At 34.9% G+C, this 20,660-nt stretch carries 15 protein-coding genes, 2 tRNA genes and 1 pseudogene; 5 read left to right on the top strand and 13 right to left on the bottom strand.

The features are described 5' to 3' along the window. Window positions 1-7 precede the first annotated feature (7 nt). Both DX009_RS05210 and DX009_RS05205 read right to left on the bottom strand, forming a co-directional pair. Window positions 8-982 (bottom strand): polyprenyl synthetase family protein, encoded by a 975-nt coding sequence (locus DX009_RS05210; RefSeq protein ID WP_115083247.1) that lies wholly within the window; start codon window positions 980-982, stop codon window positions 8-10. A gap of 62 nt (window positions 983-1,044) precedes the next feature. Beyond that, complete coding sequence (locus tag DX009_RS05205; protein ID WP_115083246.1) at window positions 1,045-1,839, bottom strand: energy transducer TonB; 795 nt, start codon at window positions 1,837-1,839, stop codon at window positions 1,045-1,047. 147 nt (window positions 1,840-1,986) lie between these two features. Between DX009_RS05205 and porQ the strand changes: the two genes are divergently transcribed. Both porQ and cmk read left to right on the top strand, forming a co-directional pair. Further along, a complete protein-coding gene (gene porQ, locus DX009_RS05200; RefSeq protein WP_115083245.1) occupies window positions 1,987-2,931 on the top strand; it encodes a type IX secretion system protein PorQ in 945 nt (314 codons plus the stop codon). 30 nt (window positions 2,932-2,961) lie between these two features. After that, complete coding sequence (cmk, locus tag DX009_RS05195; protein WP_115083244.1) at window positions 2,962-3,654, top strand: (d)CMP kinase; 693 nt, start codon at window positions 2,962-2,964, stop codon at window positions 3,652-3,654. Window positions 3,655-4,010: 356 nt separating this feature from the next. On the opposite strand, the gene DX009_RS05190 is transcribed toward cmk, so the two are convergent. From DX009_RS05190 to DX009_RS05140, 11 genes and pseudogenes are all read right to left on the bottom strand, one after another. Continuing rightward, window positions 4,011-5,318, bottom strand: a complete 1,308-nt coding sequence (locus tag DX009_RS05190; RefSeq protein ID WP_115082696.1) for an IS5 family transposase — start codon at window positions 5,316-5,318, stop codon at window positions 4,011-4,013. A 383-nt stretch (window positions 5,319-5,701) separates the two neighbouring features. Then, window positions 5,702-6,316 carry a DNA alkylation repair protein gene (locus DX009_RS05185; protein ID WP_115083243.1) on the bottom strand — a complete coding sequence of 205 codons (615 nt, stop codon included), beginning with the start codon at window positions 6,314-6,316 and terminating at the stop codon, window positions 5,702-5,704. Then, complete coding sequence (locus DX009_RS05180) at window positions 6,286-8,304, bottom strand: dipeptidyl-peptidase 3 family protein (RefSeq protein ID WP_115083242.1); 2,019 nt, start codon at window positions 8,302-8,304, stop codon at window positions 6,286-6,288. The genes DX009_RS05185 and DX009_RS05180 overlap by 31 nt, the downstream gene beginning before the upstream one ends. After that, window positions 8,288-8,737, bottom strand: a complete 450-nt coding sequence (locus DX009_RS05175) for a helix-turn-helix domain-containing protein (protein ID WP_040595592.1) — start codon at window positions 8,735-8,737, stop codon at window positions 8,288-8,290. Before DX009_RS05175 ends, DX009_RS05180 begins: the two co-directional genes overlap by 17 nt. 351 nt (window positions 8,738-9,088) lie before the next feature. After that, a complete protein-coding gene (gene thrS, locus DX009_RS05170) occupies window positions 9,089-11,038 on the bottom strand; it encodes a threonine--tRNA ligase (RefSeq protein ID WP_006044942.1) in 1,950 nt (649 codons plus the stop codon). 416 nt (window positions 11,039-11,454) lie between these two features. Next, a pseudogene (locus DX009_RS05165) lies at window positions 11,455-11,637 on the bottom strand (transposase); the annotation flags it as partial. 189 nt (window positions 11,638-11,826) lie between these two features. Beyond that, window positions 11,827-11,899 (bottom strand) — tRNA-Lys (locus DX009_RS05160). Between the two features lie 24 nt (window positions 11,900-11,923). Continuing rightward, window positions 11,924-11,996, bottom strand: a tRNA-Lys gene (locus DX009_RS05155). Between the two features lie 174 nt (window positions 11,997-12,170). Beyond that, window positions 12,171-15,527, bottom strand: coding sequence for a preprotein translocase subunit SecA (gene secA / locus DX009_RS05150; RefSeq protein ID WP_115083240.1), 3,357 nt, complete (start codon window positions 15,525-15,527; stop codon window positions 12,171-12,173). Window positions 15,528-15,640: 113 nt separating this feature from the next. Further along, window positions 15,641-16,006: a hypothetical protein gene (locus DX009_RS05145; RefSeq protein ID WP_006044950.1), complete on the bottom strand. Its 366-nt coding sequence runs from the start codon at window positions 16,004-16,006 to the stop codon at window positions 15,641-15,643. Further along, window positions 15,996-17,210: a lipoprotein N-acyltransferase Lnb domain-containing protein gene (locus DX009_RS05140; RefSeq protein WP_115083239.1), complete on the bottom strand. Its 1,215-nt coding sequence runs from the start codon at window positions 17,208-17,210 to the stop codon at window positions 15,996-15,998. Before DX009_RS05140 ends, DX009_RS05145 begins: the two co-directional genes overlap by 11 nt. 137 nt (window positions 17,211-17,347) lie before the next feature. Between DX009_RS05140 and DX009_RS05135 the strand changes: the two genes are divergently transcribed. Genes DX009_RS05135 through DX009_RS05125 form a run of 3 tightly spaced genes read left to right on the top strand, consistent with a single transcriptional unit; the run spans window position 17,348 to window position 20,604 of the window. Next, window positions 17,348-18,655 (top strand): hypothetical protein, encoded by a 1,308-nt coding sequence (locus DX009_RS05135; protein WP_115083238.1) that lies wholly within the window; start codon window positions 17,348-17,350, stop codon window positions 18,653-18,655. A gap of 24 nt (window positions 18,656-18,679) precedes the next feature. Next, the gene (gene lptC, locus DX009_RS05130; protein ID WP_006044953.1) at window positions 18,680-19,339 is read left to right on the top strand and encodes an LPS export ABC transporter periplasmic protein LptC; all 660 of its coding nucleotides are present in this window, start codon (window positions 18,680-18,682) and stop codon (window positions 19,337-19,339) included. Between the two features lie 5 nt (window positions 19,340-19,344). Beyond that, window positions 19,345-20,604: a hemolysin family protein gene (locus tag DX009_RS05125; RefSeq protein WP_115083237.1), complete on the top strand. Its 1,260-nt coding sequence runs from the start codon at window positions 19,345-19,347 to the stop codon at window positions 20,602-20,604. Window positions 20,605-20,660 lie beyond the last annotated feature (56 nt).

Genomic DNA, 20,660 nt, shown 5'->3' with positions numbered 1-20,660 from the left:
AAGGAAACTATTTTTGTCGCTTCATCATTCTCGCTGCATATTCAGCCAATACTTCTTTACGTTCTTTGGGTAGCTTTACTGCATTAAGAAATTTCTTTCCTTGCTCATAGTAGAAATCCATTTTTTCTTTTGCAAGTTTGTCTACACCAATTTCATTGTACAATCGTGTTACAGCTTCTATCTTCTCTTCGGTATTGAAATTTCTCTTATTTATCCATTTCTCAAGTTCAGCTCTTTGTTCAGCATTTGCTTTATTGAAAGCTGTAATAAGCATATAAGTTTTTTTATTCGAAACGATATCGCCGCCTATCTTCTTTCCGAAAACTTTAGCATCGCCATATACATCAAGATAATCGTCCTGAAGCTGGAAAGCTAATCCTATTTGTTCGCCAAACTTATATAAATTCTCTGCATCTTCTTTATTTGCATCGGCTAAAATTGCACCCATCTTTGTGGCACATGCTAACAATACACTGGTTTTGAGGCGTATCATCTCGATGTATTCTTCTACAGTAACATCATTACGCATCTCAAACTCCATATCGTATTGCTGCCCTTCGCCTATTTGCAATGCTGTCTCCGTAAATAAATATAGCACAGTCTCAATATGTTTAGTGTCGCATTTTGCTAATCGTTCGTATGCCAAGACTAACATTGAATCGCCCGAAAGTATGGCTTGATTAGCATTCCACTTCATGTGTACAGTTTGTTGTCCACGTCTTAAAGGAGCTTCGTCCATTAAATCATCGTGTAAAAGTGTATAATTATGGTAGGTTTCCAATGCGCACGCAGAAGACAATATCTCTTGCGGAGCATCTTTATATAAGTTATAGCTCAACAGCATAAGTATAGGGCGTATACGTTTTCCTCCTAAATCTAATACATACTTGATAGGCGCATATAGACTTGCAGGCTTACGGTTGTACGAAAGACTATTTAAATATTGGTTTACAATCTCTAAAAGTTCATTAGATGTATACATATCGAAGTGGGTTTATATTTTCTGAATTAAATATTAGTTGCCTTACGGGCTGTTCTTTTTACTTACAAACTAAATACAATAGGTATTTCTAATAACGATTTACATGGTTTATTGTTTTGTATACCTGGTTTCCATTTACCCATTGTACGAACAACTTTAAGAACCTCTTGTTCGAAATCGGTATTTTTGGAATTCTTTATTTTTATATCGCTGACGTTTCCATCTGCATTAACAATAAAGGTTACATCTACAGTACCTTGTTGCTGAAGTTGTTTTGCATTAGCAGGATATTTTATGTTTTTTGTCAGCCACACCATAAAGGAACTCCAGCCTCCTGGTGGAGTTGGTGTTTCAGATAGTATACGTTTTTTTATCTTATCATCTGAACGCTCTATCTTTTTATCTGAATTGTCTTCTGTAAATTTGTTCGTTTCTTTTTTGGCTACTTCTTCAACTTTGGTCGGATTTGGTAGTGAAGTTGCTTGTTGTGTAAGTATTGGTGCTTCATTAATATTTGGCGCAGCCGTTTTATCATCGTTTGATTCTGTGTTTCCCACTTCATGAGGTGTAACTTTTTGTGGAGTTTCACTTCGTTTTATATTAAGCATATCGTCTACTGTAGGAGCCTTATCGTCTTTTTCCTTTGTTAGGTTTTGTTGATCTATTGCAGGTAACATTTCCTGATCGTGAAGTTTTAAGTCTTTCAATAAATTGGTATTTACTTCTTTTTCTTCACCATCTTGTGTTGAATATTCCATTGCAACAAAGAAAATAGACAATGCTATAATTACCCCAAGCGAAAATCCTATCCAACGCTTGTTTTCTAAATCTGCATTATTCGACTTCTTTGTTTTCACTGCTAAACACTAAATTTCGTTATACACCGTTATATATGCAAGCAATTAATTATAGAGATTAATATTGCATACACATAAATCAATAAACAAAAGTAATAAGATATTCGGAAAAAGATGTAACTTTGCCGATAAATTAAAATACATTAAATGAAAAAGTGCGTTTTCACCCTCTTTCTTGGACTCTTCTCAACAATATTGCAAGCACAAGATAGTCAGACTGAATATAATTTCTTGCGATTACCTATTAGTGCACATGCTGCAGCATTGGGTGGCGATAATATAACAATTATAGAAGACGACCCCTCACTTATGTTTTCTAATCCAGCATTGGCAGCATCTGTCAGCGATATGACAGTTGGACTTAGTTATATGAACTATATGAAAGGAGCAAATTATATGGGAGCTTCGTTCACAAAGGCAATGAGCGATAAGGCAACTTTGGCTGGTGGTATTCAGTATATGAATTATGGTAAAATGAAAGAAGTAGACGAAAACAATGTGCAGCTGGGCGAATTTAATGCAAGTGAGATTGCTGTTGAGGCTATTTTTTCATACGAATTAGCAAAAAACTTAGTTGGTGGTATTACTGGAAAATTCATTACCTCGTATATTGGAAGTTATAACAGCATTGCGGTTGGTGTAGATTTGGGTCTTAATTGGTACGACCCAGAACATGAATGGTCGGTATCTGCTGTTGCAAAAAATCTTGGTGGCCAGGTAAAAGCTTATGATGATAATTTTGGAAAGATGCCATTTGATTTGCAATTAGGTGTTAGTAAAACGTTTGCAGCACTTCCTGTTCGTGTATCAGCTACGCTTGTAGACCTTACACATTTTAATTACCGATTTATAAACCATCTGAATTTAGGTGCAGAAGTTTTACTTTCTGAAAGCTTATGGATAGGTAGCGGTTATAATTTTCGCAGAGCAAACGATATGAAAATTGGAGTTGGAGATGATGAAAGTAGCCATGGAGCTGGTTTTAGCTTTGGTGGCGGTATAAATCTCGAACGTTTTAAACTGAATTTATCGTACGGAAAATATCATACAGCAAGCAGTTCCATTATGGTAAACTTAGCTTATGTATTTTAAATAAAATTAGATAGTATAAATACAGAATAAATGGAGAAAATAATAATAGCCATAGATGGTTTCTCTTCGTGTGGAAAAAGCACAATGGCAAAAGATTTAGCACACGAATTAGGTTATATTTACGTAGATACGGGGGCAATGTATCGTTGTGTTGCACTTTATGCCTTACAGCATAAACTGTTTCTTAAAGATGGCGAAATAAACATTCCCGAATTGGAAGCCGCAATGCCGAATATAAATATAAGTTTTAAACTTAATAAAGAAACAGGGCGTCCAGATACATATCTTAATAATGAAAATGTAGAAAATAAAATACGTACGATGGAAGTATCATCGCATGTAAGTTCTATTGCTGCTATTCCATTTGTTCGTGAAGCACTTGTAGCACAACAGCAGAAAATGGGTAAAGATAAAGGAATTGTAATGGACGGACGTGATATAGGAACAGTTGTTTTTCCAAATGCCGAACTAAAGATCTTTGTAACAGCATCGCCAGAAGTAAGAGCACAACGCCGTTACGATGAACTTATGGAAAAAGGAATGGAGGCTGACTATAATGAAATATTGGAAAATGTAAAGCGACGTGATTATATAGATTCGCACCGCGACGTTTCACCTTTACGCAAAGCTGACGATGCCATAGAATTGGATAACAGTAATATTAGTATTGAAGAGCAAAAACAATGGCTCATAAAGCAATATAAACGCGTGTGTAAAAAATAATAGCTAATAGAAAAAGATTGGGAGATGATTTGAAAAAGAGATCTATTTAAGAAAATTTCAGTCGCACATAACAAAACACTAAGTAATATATTGTTGTTCAGACGATAATAATAATATCTAAATTGAAAGATTAGAAATAATGAAATTCATAAGCCTTTAGTTGAATGAGTAGCTCTAAAGTATTATTATATAGAAACATAAGAGTAGTGATTTTTAATGATGTCTAATTTGTAGCTAACAGATATCTAAAACGAATGCGATAGATATCTAAGATGAACGTGATAGATATCTAAAATGAAAGAAACTATATCTAGCTGTCTTTTATAAACATCTGAGACATTCTACTTAGTCATCCCTTAAAAACTATATTTCAGCATAAAGCCTGTACTGACAAGCTCTATGCTGATTCTTTTTATAAGGTACAAAAGAACTCTCATAGCTCTTTTGAAGTTATATGCTGCCGCAGCTAATAATACATTGATAGCATCTCCTTTCACACCTTTATAAAAGTTGCGAGATAATCGGTGGTCTGCTTTAAGATGTCCTATTGTTGGTTCTATACCTGCTCGTTTACAAAATAGTTTGTGTTTCTTTTTCTTTTGGTAGTAGCTGTCTTTAGCTTTAGGAACGTCTGGAATGAGTATCTTTGTCTTCCCAATCTGCTTTATACCTCTATACCCTCTATCTCCTGCTAACTTATCAACCTGCTTTCCTGTCATCCTTTGGGTTTGTTCCAATGTCTTTTCAATAGTATGTCCATCATATTCATTCCTAAAAGAACATGCACCAAGAATAAGTCCTGACCATGAGCGAAGAATAGATACTTTATTGCCAAACTCATATTGCTTATGCTCCTTACCTTTGCTGATACAAACTACATCTGGTTCGTGCAGAGAATATACTTTGTTCTTTGACTTCCTATTCTGAGAAAGAACTTTGTAATATAGCTCAAACATATTCTCATACCCTTTCTTTCCCCCAAGATTACGCTCTAGCTCTCTTACCAATCTTCCTGCTATGGTTCTTAGTTGTCTATCTGCCTTAAGAGCTTTCTTACGATTCTTGGGATGATTACGAAAACGTTGGGAACGGTAAATGCCTTTCAACGTACGCGTATAACTCTGTCGTAGAGGAAGACTCTTGTCATGAACTATCTTCAGAACGTTTTTGATTATCTTTTTATGCAACTTCGCATCTGTAGGATAGGTTATATTCTTCTCCTGTACAGTAGAATCAATGAAAGCAGTATCAAAATGATCTTCGTCATCATGGTCGGTATTAACGCGGATACTTTCTGCTAATATTAACTCCATACCTTCCTCGCCTATACGATTTCTGAAGTGAACTAACTCGGAAGCGTCACAGGGTTGTTTTGGCATAAATTCAAGTCCACCACAGAAATATTGGTAGTAAGCATTCTCGCTCCATTGAAAAACAACCATTTCATCCGACACATTACGCAAATGTTTTAAAATTAAAAGACCACACATCAGGCGAATTGGATGAGCCGGGCGACCGTTAGTGCTGCAATACAAAGGAGAAAAAGCATTTTCAAAACTCTCCCAATTAATCTTATTACTAAGTTGGAAAAGGGGATGTTGATGACTAAGCATATCCTCTAAGGAAGAGAACATAGAGAGCTGTTTGGATGTACGTTTAAGCATAAATATCTGCAAGAATTATAGTGTAAAGGTACAAAAACTTGCAGATATTTGCAAATAATTTATAGCATAATATACTATGAATCAGAGGATTTTTAGGTTTATAAGGGTAGACTACTTAATTAGTGAATGAACAGAAAGCATTATTTATTATTGGTGTCCGATAATAAAGAATAATTCTACCCATTAGAGATGATTAGTAGAAAAATATCTTGAATGTCCTATTTCTAATATTATATAATAACAAAATATATTTACAGATATATTCCTATCAAATGAAAGAGTAGTATTAAGAAGAGTAACTACTATTAAGATTGCTTATTTGAGATAGATGAATATCAAGATAATAAAAGTAACATAAAAACAAACCTATTAGCTAAATAATATTAGAAAGTAAAACCCTTTAAAGCATGTTTTGCTAACTCGTGATAATGAGAGCCTAAGTCGCAAAAACGCATTACACATCTATAAGCAGCCTGCTTTACTGCAAGGTTGTTTCCATTGAGTGCAACCTCTGCTTGATCAAGAAACTCATTTATCCCTCTTTCGTTAGGCTCTTTCCCATCAGCAAACAGACAAGCTAATGTCTGGAAACCACATATTTGATACAAACTTTTATCTGAAGCAAGGCATTGGTATGCCAAAGATGGGGCAAAATCAATATTTCGAAGCAGATTGAATGACAGAAGTTCTGCAATCTCTTGTGTCGGTATTTGTTCTAACCAGAGATATACTATATCAGCATTTATTTTTTCAGCAGGCATTATGTAAGTTGCAAGTATCTTACATTCTCTGCTATTTTCCTTCCAAAGAGCAATAGCCAAATCGTAATCCTTTCCATATTCCTTTGCTATTTTTCGGAGATTAATCAAATCTATTCCCCAATTCACCTTGTATTCTGCCCCTTTTTCACGCATAGATTGAGCAGTAATACCATTCATAAACAAATGAAACGATTGTTTTATCTGTTTTAGTTTATTGTGTGTTTCTCCTGTTGCCATAAACTATAATCTTTTGAGTATCTCATCATCTGATGAGTATAAGTCTCAGTATAATCTAATTTAACATCAACTATTTGGTTGTTATGCCCGTATTCTAACTTCATAACTGGGTTTATAAAACCTTTATAAGGTGCTATGTTCAATTGCTCATAACGACTCAAGACTTCATTATGTAGTGTCTTATTAACTTTTACAGCATAAGTCTCCACTAGTTCTTTTGCCCTATTAAAATCGCCCATACTTTTTACTCGCTGAATTTCTGCAAGCTGTTGAGCAAATATCTGACGCAAAGCTGCATAATCATTGATACGTACAAATGTCTTAAGCGCTTTCGCCTTACCATCAGGCAACTGTACTAACTCTATAACCTTATCCGATTTTCCTATCTCATACGCCCACCAAGCAATTAATGCACGATTTTGCATGTGCGCTTCTTCTATTTGTTTATTAGGCTTAATACGAGCTAGTTGGGTAATTAATCCATTCATTATATATGAATAATATTGAGCTTTAAAGACCTCTTCAGATTTTAATAGTCCTAACTCTAACAATTTTTTGTCAGCCATATAATAGAGTCCAAACAAATCTGCTCGTGCTTCTTCAATAGTATTTCCATAATTTTTTAGTGAATCTGGATCTACTCCTGAAAGAAGTTTTCCACTTCCATGCCCCAAACATTCGTGTAAATCTGTGTGTAATTCATCTGTTAAACTACCAAAATTTTCTATCAGTTCTCGTGTTTGAGCATCAATAACAAATTCATCTATGAGTCCATTTCCATTTGCTGCCATATTATAAGCACATGTGAGATTGGAGATGGTTACACTCTTCGAACCATATTCTGCTCGTATCCAATCGGCATTAGGGAGATTTATACCTATTGCTGATGCTGGATATTCATCTCCCCCAAGCATCGCTGCACATACAACATTGGCAGTAATGCCTTTTACTACTTTCTTTCTGAAACGCTTATCAACAGGTGAGTGATCTTCAAACCATTGTGCGTTAGACGAAATAGTTTTTGTACGCCTTGTTGCCTCTAAATCTTTATAGTGCACTATACCCTCCCAAGATCCTTTCAAACCTAAAGCATCTCCATATACTTCAATAAATCCATTGATAAAATCTATTTGTCCCTCACATTCTGTAACCCATTTTATAGAATATTTATCAAAGTCCGCAAGTTCACCAGATGTATAATAATCAATTAATAAATGAATTATATCCTTTTGATTATTATTTTCACAATAGTTTTCTGCTTTATTCAACCAAAAGACAATTTGCTTAATAGTTTTACCATAACGTCCATCTAATTTCCAAACTATCTCCTCTAGCTTATTTTCACGTTTAACTAAAGTGGAATTTAACCCGAACGATAATTGTTTATTCTTAGCGGTTCTTTTTTTCTCTATATAAAATTGTTCAACCTCCTTTTGGCTTACATTTTCGTAAAAGTTATTCGACGATGTTCGTATAACGTCAGTTCCTTCTGCCCTATTCACTCGTTTGTGCATACATTTAGGATTAAAGATTATTTCGCCCAATATATTCTTATAATCACTAAAAGCTTTTTCAGAACTAATTCCTAATTTATCTTTACCTATCTTATTCAACGCTTCTATAAAATAACTATGCGAAAAGGTAGGTATAAACTTCTCCATCCCATAATGATGATGAATACCATTAGAGAACCAAACTTTTTTCAAATACAACTCTAAGCTTTTAAAGTCATCGCTATCTTCTTTATATCTTTCAACGAAAATATATTCTAAGGCTTCTCTTATCTGTAAGTTGTATTTACCAAATTGATGAAAAGTTATATCACGTCCCCACAATGTTGCTTTTGCTAAACAGTAAATATAAAGTTTTTGTTTTAGTGTAAGGTCATTAAATCCATCTAAACGATAACGCAACATTTGTATATCGCCAAATCGTTCCGAAGAATAACTAAAAGAATCTTCTTCCATTCTTTTATCGCATTTCAACATCAACAACTTCTTTGTTCTTAGGACGCAATGCTTTTAGCTTATATTCACGTGGAGTCATTCCATTTATTCGATAAAAAGATGCGTAGAATGATTGACGATTTGCAAAACCAACCATAGTACTTATATCTTCCATGTTCAGATCTTTATACTTCTTTGATGCAAGAATTGCCATCGCCTCTTCTATTCTAAATTTATTTACGAATGATGTATAGTTCATATTAAACTTTACATTCACAACTGCAGAGATATATCTTGTGTTGGTTTCTAAATCTTCCGCAAGTTGTTTTGCGGAATAGTTCTTATCCCGATACCTCTGTTGAAAGAGTATTATATTCAGAATCTGATCTTTTAACTCTTCCATTAATTTTGGACTTACTAGACCACGATATGTCGCAGCCTTCTCCTTCTTTCCTGTAATATTATACTTTCCCATAATAGCTAATTTAGATAAGTTACTGTTAAGCTGTTTCTTTTGCAAATTTAAATATTTTTTTTTGCAAAGTCAATTTTTACTCAGCTTTTTTTCTATGACGTATAGAATTATATATAATTTTTTTAGAATATAGCAATATTTAGCTTTATTTATTATTAATTTCCTGAATATGATGTTAAATAAACCTTTTATAATCTAGTTTTTTAATTGGAGTGGAGATCTAATATCAATATGAATCGAGATATAAATATCTTTAAACACTGTCGATAATTCGAAGAGATTATGAGAATTTATATCTCGATTTCACATTCTATTCATCTAAAGGTCCCACCTTATGATCTATGATTTTGTCTAATTTAAACTTTTTGTTTGCTCAGCAACTTCGTTTTGAATACGTTGAACAAAGTCTTCTTTGGTCATTGTAGCCTGTTCTCCTCCACCTTGTTGGCGCATAGAAACCAGACCACCTTCCATTTCTTTTTCGCCAACAATTACCATATATGGGATACGCTTCAATTCATTATCACGTATCTTTCTTCCTATCTTTTCATTACGATCATCAACTAAAGCACGCACATCATGCAATTCAAAGTATTGCTTTACATCTTGTGCATAGTCATTATATTTCTCTGAGATAGGCAGAATAGCTACTTGATCTGGGGTTAGCCATAATGGGAAATGTCCTGCAGTATGTTCTATTAAGACTGCTGTAAACCGTTCTAATGAACCAAATGGAGCACGGTGAATCATTACAGGAGTTTCTTTCGTATTATTTTCTGCTGTATATTCCAATTTAAATCTATTAGGCAGGTTATAATCTACTTGAATTGTACCTAATTGCCATCTACGTCCAATAGCATCTTTAACCATAAAGTCGAGTTTAGGGCCATAAAAAGCAGCTTCACCTATTTCTACTCGTGCATTTAGTCCTTTTTCTTCACAAGCTTCTTTTATAGCTCGTTCACTTTCTTCCCACACTTTATCCGAACCAATATACTTTTCTTTATCGGCAGGATCACGGAGTGAGATTTGTGCTTCATAATCATTGAATCCAAATGTAGCGAATACTTTTAAGATAATATCAATAACATCTTCAAACTCTTTCCGCAATTGTTCTGGACGAACAAATATATGAGCATCATCTTGGGTAAACGTACGAACGCGAGTTAAACCGTGCAATTCTCCACTTTTTTCATAACGGAATACAGTTCCAAACTCTGCAATACGTAATGGTAAATCTTTATAAGAACGTGGCTTATATGCAAAAACTTCACAGTGATGTGGACAGTTCATTGGTTTAAGCATATACTCTTCATCTTCCTCTGGAGTTTGTATAGGTTGGAATGAATCCTTGCCATAATGAGCATAATGTCCAGATGTTACATAAAGATTTTTCCCACCAATTCCAGGCGTGATGACCTCTTGATAATGATATGGACGTTGTAATTTTCTAAGAACTTCTTGTAAACGAAGACGAAGCTGCGTACCTTTTGGTAGCCAAATAGGAAGTCCTTTACCAACTCGCTCAGAAAATGTAAAGAGTTCCATCTCCTTACCTATCTTACGATGATCGCGCTTCTTCGCTTCTTCCAACATTGCAAGATACTCATCAAGCATCTTCTTTTTGGGGAAGGTTATACCATAAATACGTGTCAATTGATCGCTTTTTGCATCTCCACGCCAGAATGCACCTGCTACACTTGTTAGTTTGACAGCTTTTATTGCACCTGTAGACATAAGATGAGGACCACGGCAAAGATCTGTGAAGTTTCCTTGCGAATAAGTTGATATTGTACCATCTTCAAGGTCCTCAACAATGTGTTCTACTTTATATTCTTGTCCATCAGCTGTAAATTCTTTAATAGCGTCTTCTTTAGAAACATCACGACGAACAATCTTTAAATCTTTTTTTGCTAATTCAAGCATTTTCTGTTCAATCTTAGGAAAATCTGTCTCAGAAATAACTTGTCCATTAGCAGGTTGTACATCATAGAAGAAACCATTCTCAATAGCAGGACCAAATCCGAACTGAATACCTGGATAAAGTTCTTTCAAAGCTTCTGCCAATAAGTGTGCTGAAGAGTGCCAGAAAGTATGCTTTCCTTCCTCGTCTTCAAACTTGTACAAAGCTATTGTTGCATCCTCATTAATAGGACGATTTAACTCAGTTGTTACACCATTAATCCCGCAAGATACAACGTTGCGAGCGAGAGCTGGCGAAATGCTCTCTGCAATTTGAAGTCCAGTTACCCCTTGTTCATATTCACGAACAGAACCATCTGGAAAAGTGATTTTAACCATAATACAAATTAGTTTTATAAATCAATATGTGGCAAAGGTACGACTTTCTAATGAAAAATGCACTAATATTCTTAAAGTTTATCTTTTTTTATACCACTCCTATATGATAAAGGTAGATGTTTATCAATTTAATAGAATAGCTCAGATGTGTATAAAAGTTTATTAGATGGAGTTGCTTTTATTTTAGATATCTATCAGTTGCATTTTAGATATCTGCCACGCACGTCTCAGATATCTGTCAATTATAAATTAGATATCATAACAAACTACAATCTTTACGTATTTGATTTTTCCTAATTTTACTAGACATTTTTTCCTATTAACTACCTCTGCAGATACTTTCTATTACGCCGGCTGTATAGTTGTACAGAGATTTAAAAGGGTCAGTCCTAAAAACCAGTTGCAAGCCTATACTCTTAAGCGCATAATTTCATAAGCCTATATAAAAAGAAAGGAATATCTGTCACCCCTCTGAACTGTGCCCTGAATGCCTTAACTTTAGCATTGAATGACTCGGCATTTGCATTCGTAGCTCTGTTTACAAAGAAATTGAGTATGGTTTGATAATGATTTTCAAACGTGTCAATCACTGTGTAGAAATTGGGGGCAGTCCTAAAACCCAGTTGCAAGTCTAACCTCTTAAGCACACAATTTCATAAGTCTATATAAAAAGAAAGGAATATCGGGTCAGTCCAAAATATCTACTGTCCTTGAGAAAATAGGGGTGGCATACAAAAAGAAGAGGGTATGCCAAAATGGACACATCCTCTTCTTTATGGAAATATTCGTACACCCTTAGGGATTCGAACCCTAGACCCACTGATTAAGAGTCAGTTGCTCTACCAACTGAGCTAAGGGTGCATTGAAACGAAATAGCATTAAAAGTACACCCTTAGGGATTCGAACCCTAGACCCACTGATTAAGAGTCAGTTGCTCTACCAACTGAGCTAAGGGTGCATACTTTAATTTTGCGAGTGCAAAGGTAAGTATTTTCTATTAATAGACCAAACAAAACTATATTTTTTTGTAGATAAATTCATTTACAACGTTCTCATTACAATATATATAGAAAAAAGGAGCAAGACTTTTCTTTAATCTTGCTCCAGTGTTATTTATTTCAGATATGTATGTTTATCGTAAATTCCGCCCATGACAGTTCTTAAATTTCTTACCACTACCACAAGGACAAGGATCGTTTGGGCGAGGCATTTTTTCTGCTGTATAAGGAACACGGTGTTGCTGTTGTACAGTTTCACGTGTATCCTGATTAGCTGCAGCTTGTTGATTTTGATCTATTAAATCGTCTTTTTTCTCGTCGTAACGTTGAGTTCTTTGTTCTGGAGCAGCCTCTTGAACTTCATCGGATGGTTGCATTTCTGGAATTTGCCCACGCATCAAGACACTTGCTGTACGATTATTCATATCATTAATCATATTATCCCACAACTTGACACTCTCAAGCTTAAATATTAATAATGGGTCTTTCTGCTCGTATGAAGCATTCTGCACAGAGTGACGTAATTCGTCAAGTTGGCGCAAGTTCTCCTTCCAATCATCATCAATGAGGTGTAAGAGAATTACTTTCTCAAATTGTCGAACTACAGATTTAGCTTCTGTCTCGTAAGCCTCTTTCAAATCGCAAGGTATATTATAGACACGTTTACCATCTGTTATAGGCACCATAATACGCTCATACATTGCGCCTTGTTTCTCATAAACATCTTTAATAATAGGCCATGCTACTGTTTGAATACGTTCAGTTTTACGTTCAAAGTTTGCAATAGCATCTTGGAAAGCACGTTCTTCCAAGTCTTCTTTGCTCATATTTCCGAATTCACTTTCGGTAAATGGGCATTCTATTGCTAATATTTTAAGGAATTCTTCTTTGCAACCTTCATAGTCATTATTCTCTATAATGTTTACACAGCGATCCCAAATAATATTTGAGATATCCATACCTATACGTTCACCCATCAGTGCATGACGGCGTTTCTCATAAATAACGGTACGTTGCTTATTCATAACATCATCGTATTCCAACAAGCGCTTACGAATACCAAAGTTATTTTCTTCAACTTTCTTTTGTGCGCGCTCTATACTGCTGGATATCATTGAACTTTCGATACGTTCTCCTTCATCGAATCCCAGCCTATCCATTACCTTTGCAATACGTTCTGAACCAAAAAGACGCATCAGTTTGTCTTCCAATGAAACATAGAATACAGATGAACCTGGATCCCCCTGACGTCCTGCACGACCACGCAACTGTCTATCTACACGACGACTTTCATGACGTTCTGTACCAATAATGGCTAACCCGCCAGCATCTTTTACCTCTTGGGTAAGCTTTATGTCGGTACCACGACCAGCCATATTCGTTGCAATTGTAACAGCTCCAAGCCCATTAGTAGAACGTCCTGCTTCTGCTACAATTTGCGCTTCTTTTAAATGTTGTTTAGCATTTAATACTTGATGTGGAATTTTACGCATATTAAGCATTTTGCTAAGCAATTCACTAATCTCAACAGAGGTAGTACCAACCAAACATGGACGTCCATTATTACGCATTTCTTCTATTTCATCGATTACGGCAGCATATTTTTCTCGAGCCGTTTTGTAGACGCGGTCTTCCATATCGTTACGTTGAATAGGACGGTTAGTAGGAATTTCTACAACATCAAGTTTATAAATATCCCAGAACTCGCCTGCTTCAGTAGACGCTGTACCAGTCATACCAGCCAATTTATGATACATACGGAAATAATTCTGTAAAGTAATAGTGGCAAAGGTTTGTGTGGCGGCTTCAACTTTCACATGTTCTTTAGCCTCCACAGCTTGGTGTAAACCGTCACTCCAACGACGACCTTCCATAATACGACCTGTTTGTTCATCAACAATCTTTACTTCACCGTCAAGAACAACATATTCATCGTCTTTATTAAACATCGTGTATGCTTTAAGCAACTGCTGTAATGTATGTACACGTTCGCTCTGGACTCCATAGTTACTCATCAGATTATCTTTTTTATCAAGATAAGTCTGTTCATCTATAGCTTTCTCTTCTTTTTCCTTTTCTAGTTGTGAAAGTTGTGTAGTGATATCAGGGAGAACAAACAATTTATCGTCATTTACCTCTTTAGCTAGCCAAGCTGCGCCCTTATCTGTGAGATCGCAAGAATTCATTTTCTCGTCTGTAACAAAATAAAGAGGCTCTACAGCTTTAGGCATTTCTCGATTATTGTTTGCCATATAGAATTCTTCCGTCTTCAGCATACCTGACTTAATACCATCTTCGGATAGAAATTTAATAAGTGCTTTATTTTTTGGTAGTGCTTTGTATGAACGATAAAGAGCAAGAAATCCTTCTTCAACCATTGCCTGACGTTCTTTCTCATCTTTAGTATTAGCTGCACGTGATATTTTAGAACGAGCATCTGCAAGTAGTTCAGTAGCTTGCTTACGCTGTACTTCAAAGAGTTTTTGAACCAACGGCTGGTATTCTTCAAACATCTGGTCATCGCCTTTTGGTACTGGACCACTAATAATAAGAGGTGTACGAGCATCATCTATTAACACAGAGTCAACCTCATCGACAATAGCATAGTTATGCTTACGTTGCACGAGATCGGCAGGCGATACTGCCATATTGTCACGAAGATAATCAAAACCGAACTCGTTGTTCGTTCCAAAAGTTATATCGGCTTGGTAAGCACGACGACGCTCTGGTGAATTTGGCTGATGCTTATCAATACAATCGACAGACAAGCCATTGAACTCATACAATGGTCCCATCCATTCTGAGTCACGTTTAGCAAGATAATCGTTTACAGTTACGACATGTACTCCATTACCAGTCAATGCATTAAGGAATACTGGGAGTGTAGCTACAAGGGTTTTACCTTCACCTGTTGCCATTTCAGCTATCTTACCTTGATGAAGAACTGTACCACCGAAAAGCTGAACATCGTAGTGAACCATTTCCCATTTGAGGTCGTTTCCACCTGCGGTCCAATGATTGTGGTAAATAGCTTTATCGCCATCAATAGTAATGAAATCTTTTCGAGGATCGGCAGCAAGTTCACGATCGAAGTCATTTGCTGTAACAATAGTTTCTTCGTTTTCTGTAAAACGACGTGCTGTATCTTTTACAATAGAAAAGGCAATAGGCATAACCTCGTCTAAGGCTCTTTCATAATTATCCAATGCTTCCTTTTCGAGTTTGTCTATCTTATTGAAAATACTTTCACGTTCATCTATCGGGGTTTCTTCAATACTCTCACGTAGTTTGTTTATTTCTTCACGTTCCTGCTTTCCCGCATCTTGAACATATTGCCGGATTTCTTTCGTTTTAGCTCTTAATTCATCATTACTAAGTTCTTTTATAGCTGGATAAGCTTCCTTAACTTTCTCAACATACGGTTGAATAAGTTTCATATCACGTGTTGATTTGTCTCCAAAAAGGGCCTTCAATAATTTTGTAAAGTTCATTTTTTTACTTTTGTATTTTAGCGAGTATTGTTTTTTACAAATTAGTTTTACTACTCGCTTATGTGAATGTTATTTTATCTGTTATTTGTTTTATAATAGTAGAATATATGAATTTATGAGATAAAATAACTCGGAGCACGTATTAGTATAGAAGAATGAGTTGATGGAGCCGGTAAATAATATGATATTGTCCTTTTTAAGTTCTCTGATAATCTTACGACATAATATTTAGCATTGCGTCTATTAGATAATAAAAGATATGTTGTAGTATAATCTATTTCATCTTCTTTTGTTATATTTTTATAGACTTCTATCACAGAAAGCACTTCTGCCCCTAAACCTTTCAATTCAAGATGATTGCAAAAATCTTCTAAAGAAGAATGCTTCACAGCTACCTTTAGCACAGATTGATAAGTCTGTGCTTCTACACCCGTTGCTGCTAATACTATGAATAGTGCGGTAATGTATTTATTCATCATCTTGTTTTACTTTCTTTCTATCGCAGTTATATAAATATCTTATCAACCACTGATGGAAGATACAATTAAATAGCAAGAATAATGCCACTATTAAAATAGGAACTGGAATCTGTTGAAAAAATCTCCCGATAAACCCTATTATAATTGATACACTCCAGACAGACCACCACCAATGTAATTTTTTATGCCTGATACTCTTAATAACTGAAGGTATCAAGAACAAAGCTAATGGATTAAACAAAAATATTATCATATTGATACTTACACAAGGGTGGGAAGAGAATATCATTATGAAAAGAAGAATCCCTATAATACCAGAAGCTACCATAAGCATAATATCCCAAAACCACAAAGCTTTTTTCCGATTATACTCATAAAACAATATGAGTGTCGCTATAATTGCAAAAATAACTGCTACCTGCATAGGAGAGATTAAAGAGGTTTTTGACTCAATGAATTGAGGTGGCTGTACAAGGTACGACTCACGCTTTACTAAAGATTTACCATTATGTACAATACGCCCTATATACTTGCGCAGGTTATCAGGCAAAAAGAGTTCTTGCTGTTTCGTTTTTACAGGGACATCAGCGGTTACACCTAATAACATATCTTCACCCAATTGCACCCATACATCTTCTTTATTCCATTTATGTATCATTTCACGATATGAATACAACACTTTGGACTTTTCGGGTAGGCACTTTATCTTCCCATTTAAATGATCAAGAAGTATGTGTTGTGCGCGTGTTGTACAATTATCATAAAAGAAATTGTAACGATACACGACATTCTCTGGAAGTAAATTCTTTTTTAACGCAAGATAAATCTGATACTTCTCTTCTCTAGTTAAATCTAACACCTGTTCAAAGACACCTCGCCCCTCGTACGAATATGCAAGTAACATATCATCAGTTGTAGACAGGCCAACCTTATAATCAGTCTTCCCAAGTACAAAACGAGGAATAAAATAGGGTTGATCGAACGAAAACAAACCATAGTTTATGGCAAGATCGTTCTTGTTGGCAATATCGTTATAGCGTATTGCAGTATGTCCATATTGTTCCCAAGATTCTGTACCAGGTGTACAAGTCAAAAGAGAGATCTCAACAGAATCAGAATAGGTTAATGAATAAGAGTTTGCTGTCAGTGGAAAAACTGATAGCAGAATAAAAATATATATAATATATTGAATACCTCTCTTCATTTGGTGGGCAAAGGTAGTGAAAAACTGTGATATCGCAAAGAAACCTTATTAAAAAACAAAATAGTATATAGATTTTCTACATTATCATTTTTTTTTAATAACTTTGCACTGTTTATGTTATTTGAAGTTACTAACAAATGAAGAAAATACTCACAGCGATGCTCTGTTTTGCCTTATCAATGACAGCAAAGGCACAGAGTGGCACAAACTCCCCCTACAGTCAATTTGGATTAGGAACATTGTCTCCACAGTCTACAAGTTTCAATCGTGGCATGAACGGATTAGCATACGGTTTTCACGAACATAACCAAATAAATTTTCAAAATCCTGCTTCATATTCGGCATTGGATTCACTTTCATTTATATTTGACGCTGGTCTGAGTTTACAACTGACGAACTTCAAAGAGAATGGACATAAAAAGAACGCAAATAATGGTAATATAGAATATATTAATGCTGCATTCAGGGCATTTAAGCATGTGGGCGTCAGTTTTGGTTTACTCCCTTATACAAATGTTGGATATGATTACACGAGTAGCAGAAATATAAACTCTATACAGAATCCTTCAATAAAAGAAGCAACATACTCTAATACCTTTACGGGGTCTGGTGGTATAAGGCAGGTTTATTTAGGACTCGGATGGGAACCCATTAAAGGATTTGCTATTGGAGCTAACATAGCTTATCTTTGGGGAAGCTTAGAAAGAACAGTCGAAAACAATTATAGCGATTCGTATATAAAGACATTATCGAAAATATATACTTATGATGTGAAAAGCTATAAAGTAGATTTTGGTCTGCAATATACACAGAAGCTTTCTAAAAAGAATAGTGTTACATTAGGATTAACTTATTCCTTAGGACATAAACTTAATTCTGATGCAACATGCAATATTATATCAAGAAATACACAGACTGCTGTGAATGATACAACAAGTTATACTATAAATAAAGCTTTGACACTCCCTCATATTTTCGGTATCGGTATTATGTGGAATCATAATGACCGCCTAAAATTAGGAATAGATTATCAATTACAAAAATGGGCAGATATAGCGATGCCACAATTTAATGTTATAAACAATAAGGCAACTTACGCTTTAGTAAAAGGGCAACTTAAAGATATGCAGAAAATCACACTTGGAGGAGATTATTGCAGAGGAGAACGTTATCGCGGTTTCCTTAGCAAATTGCATTATCGTGCAGGTATAAGCTACTCTACACCATATATAACAGTAAATGGACAAGATGGTCCAAAAGAACTTTCAGCAAGTATGGGATTAGGTATTCCTATAGTCAATAACTATAATTATAGGAGTATGCTTAATATTGGATTTGAATGGGTGAATAGAAATAGGATAAATTTAATAAATGAAAATATGTTTCGCATTAATGTAGGTCTTACATTTAACGAACGCTGGTTCGCTAAGTTTAAAGTGCGGTAAGTAATTCTTTATTATACTTATACTATGCAACAAAGCAAACCTATCATCTTTTCTGCAATAGTTGCTTTCTGTTTCATATCTTTTTTTGCCTCGTGCAATAAAAAGCATACTAATCCAGCTCCAGCAATTTATGATCGAGATTCTGTCCCGATTATGACTACATACGGTGTAAACACATTGATTTCTGATTCTGGGATTATTAAGTATCGTATTATAGCAGAGGAATGGGAAGTTAATGAAGTGAAGCATCCTTCGCGTTGGACATTTAATAAAGGTATATTACTAACACAATTCGATCTTAAAAAACATATATTGGGGTTTCTACAATGTGATACTGCCATTTATTATGATAAAGAACGCCGTTGGGAACTTCATGGGCATGTACAAATAGTTACAGCAAAAGATATAGAATTCTATGGTAATGAACTATTTTGGGATGAACGAAATCATGAAATATGGTCTCATAGATATTCACGTATAAAAACTCCTGATAAAGCTTTAGAAGGAGATTGGTTTAAAAGTGATGAACAAATGACTAATTATGAAATTAGACAGACAAAAGGTTGGGGAATATTTAACGACCGAGAGTTCTCACCCAATAATAATAAAATGATGACAATGCCAACTGCACCAATAGATACGATTAGTCATCAGAGAAAACATGAAACTATAATAAATAGATAAAAACATTGGATATCAGTTTAATAATTGGAATATTCATTTCTCTGATTCTTTCAGCGTTCTTCTCAGGAATGGAGATAGCCTTTATCTCGAGCAATAGGATGCTTGTAGAAATGGATAAAGAAAAGAATGGAATAGCACAAAAATGTTTGCAAATATTCTATCGTAATCCTAATGGATTCGTTTCTACGATGTTAGTGGGCAATAATATAGTTTTAGTCCTATATGGAATATTGTTTGCAAATATCTTTAACACCACTTTATTTTTATCTTACTCTCCTGTTACACAGGTTCTTTTAAATACAGTATTATCTACTATCATAGTTGTGTTTACTGGTGAGTTTATGCCAAAGGTCATATTCAAAAGTAATCCTAACACATTATTATCTTTCTTTGCTCCGTTGGCATATTTATTTTTTATAACCTTATGGCCTATTAGTCGTTTATCTATTTTTATGGCACATATTATGCTAAAGTTAATAGGAGTAAAGATAGATGAAGAGAAAAGCGATAATACTTTCACGAAAGTAGACTTGGATTATCTGCTACAGAGTTCTATTGATGATGCCAAAGATGATGGGACAATAGAAGAAGAAGTCAAAATTTTCCAGAATGCATTAGAATTTACGGATACGAAGGTTAAAGACTGTATGATACCTCGTACTGAGATACAAGCAGTGGATATAACATGTTCAACAGAAGAACTACAACAGAAATTCATAGAAAGTGGAAATTCAAAGATTGTTGTCTATAAAGGTAATATCGACCATATAGAGGGTTATATTCACTCTTCTGAAATGTTTAAGAATTCGAAGGTATGGCGTGAACATATACGAAAAATGCCTTTTGTACCAGAAACAATGACAGCCCAGAAACTGATGCACATGTTTTTACAACAAAAGAAGAGTTTGGGTATAGTGATTGACGAATTTGGGGGTACGAGCGGTATTGTCTCATTAGAAGATATCGTAGAAGAAATATTTGGAGATATAGAAGACGAACACGACAATGCAAAGTATATTGCAAAGAAAATTGCAGACAATGAGTATATTCTATCTGCACGTTTAGAAATTGAGAAAGTAAACGAAATGTTCGACTTGGATCTGCCAGAAAGTGATGATTATATGACGATAAGTGGATTCATTCTGCATGAGTATCAAAGCTTTCCAAAATTAAATGAATTAATAAAGATAGGGAGATACGAATTTAAAATTATCAAGAATACAATGACAAAGATAGAACTTGTGAAACTAAAAGTCTACAATTAGCACATTTTCTTTGAGAATTATTACCTTAATTATCTTTTTATTTGTATTTTTGTACG

This window comes from Prevotella pallens, from assembly GCF_900454935.1.
Taxonomy (GTDB): Bacteria; Bacteroidota; Bacteroidia; order Bacteroidales; family Bacteroidaceae; genus Prevotella; species Prevotella pallens.
Note: the sequence above shows the minus strand (reverse complement) of the source record. Positions and strands in the feature narration are given on the sequence as shown.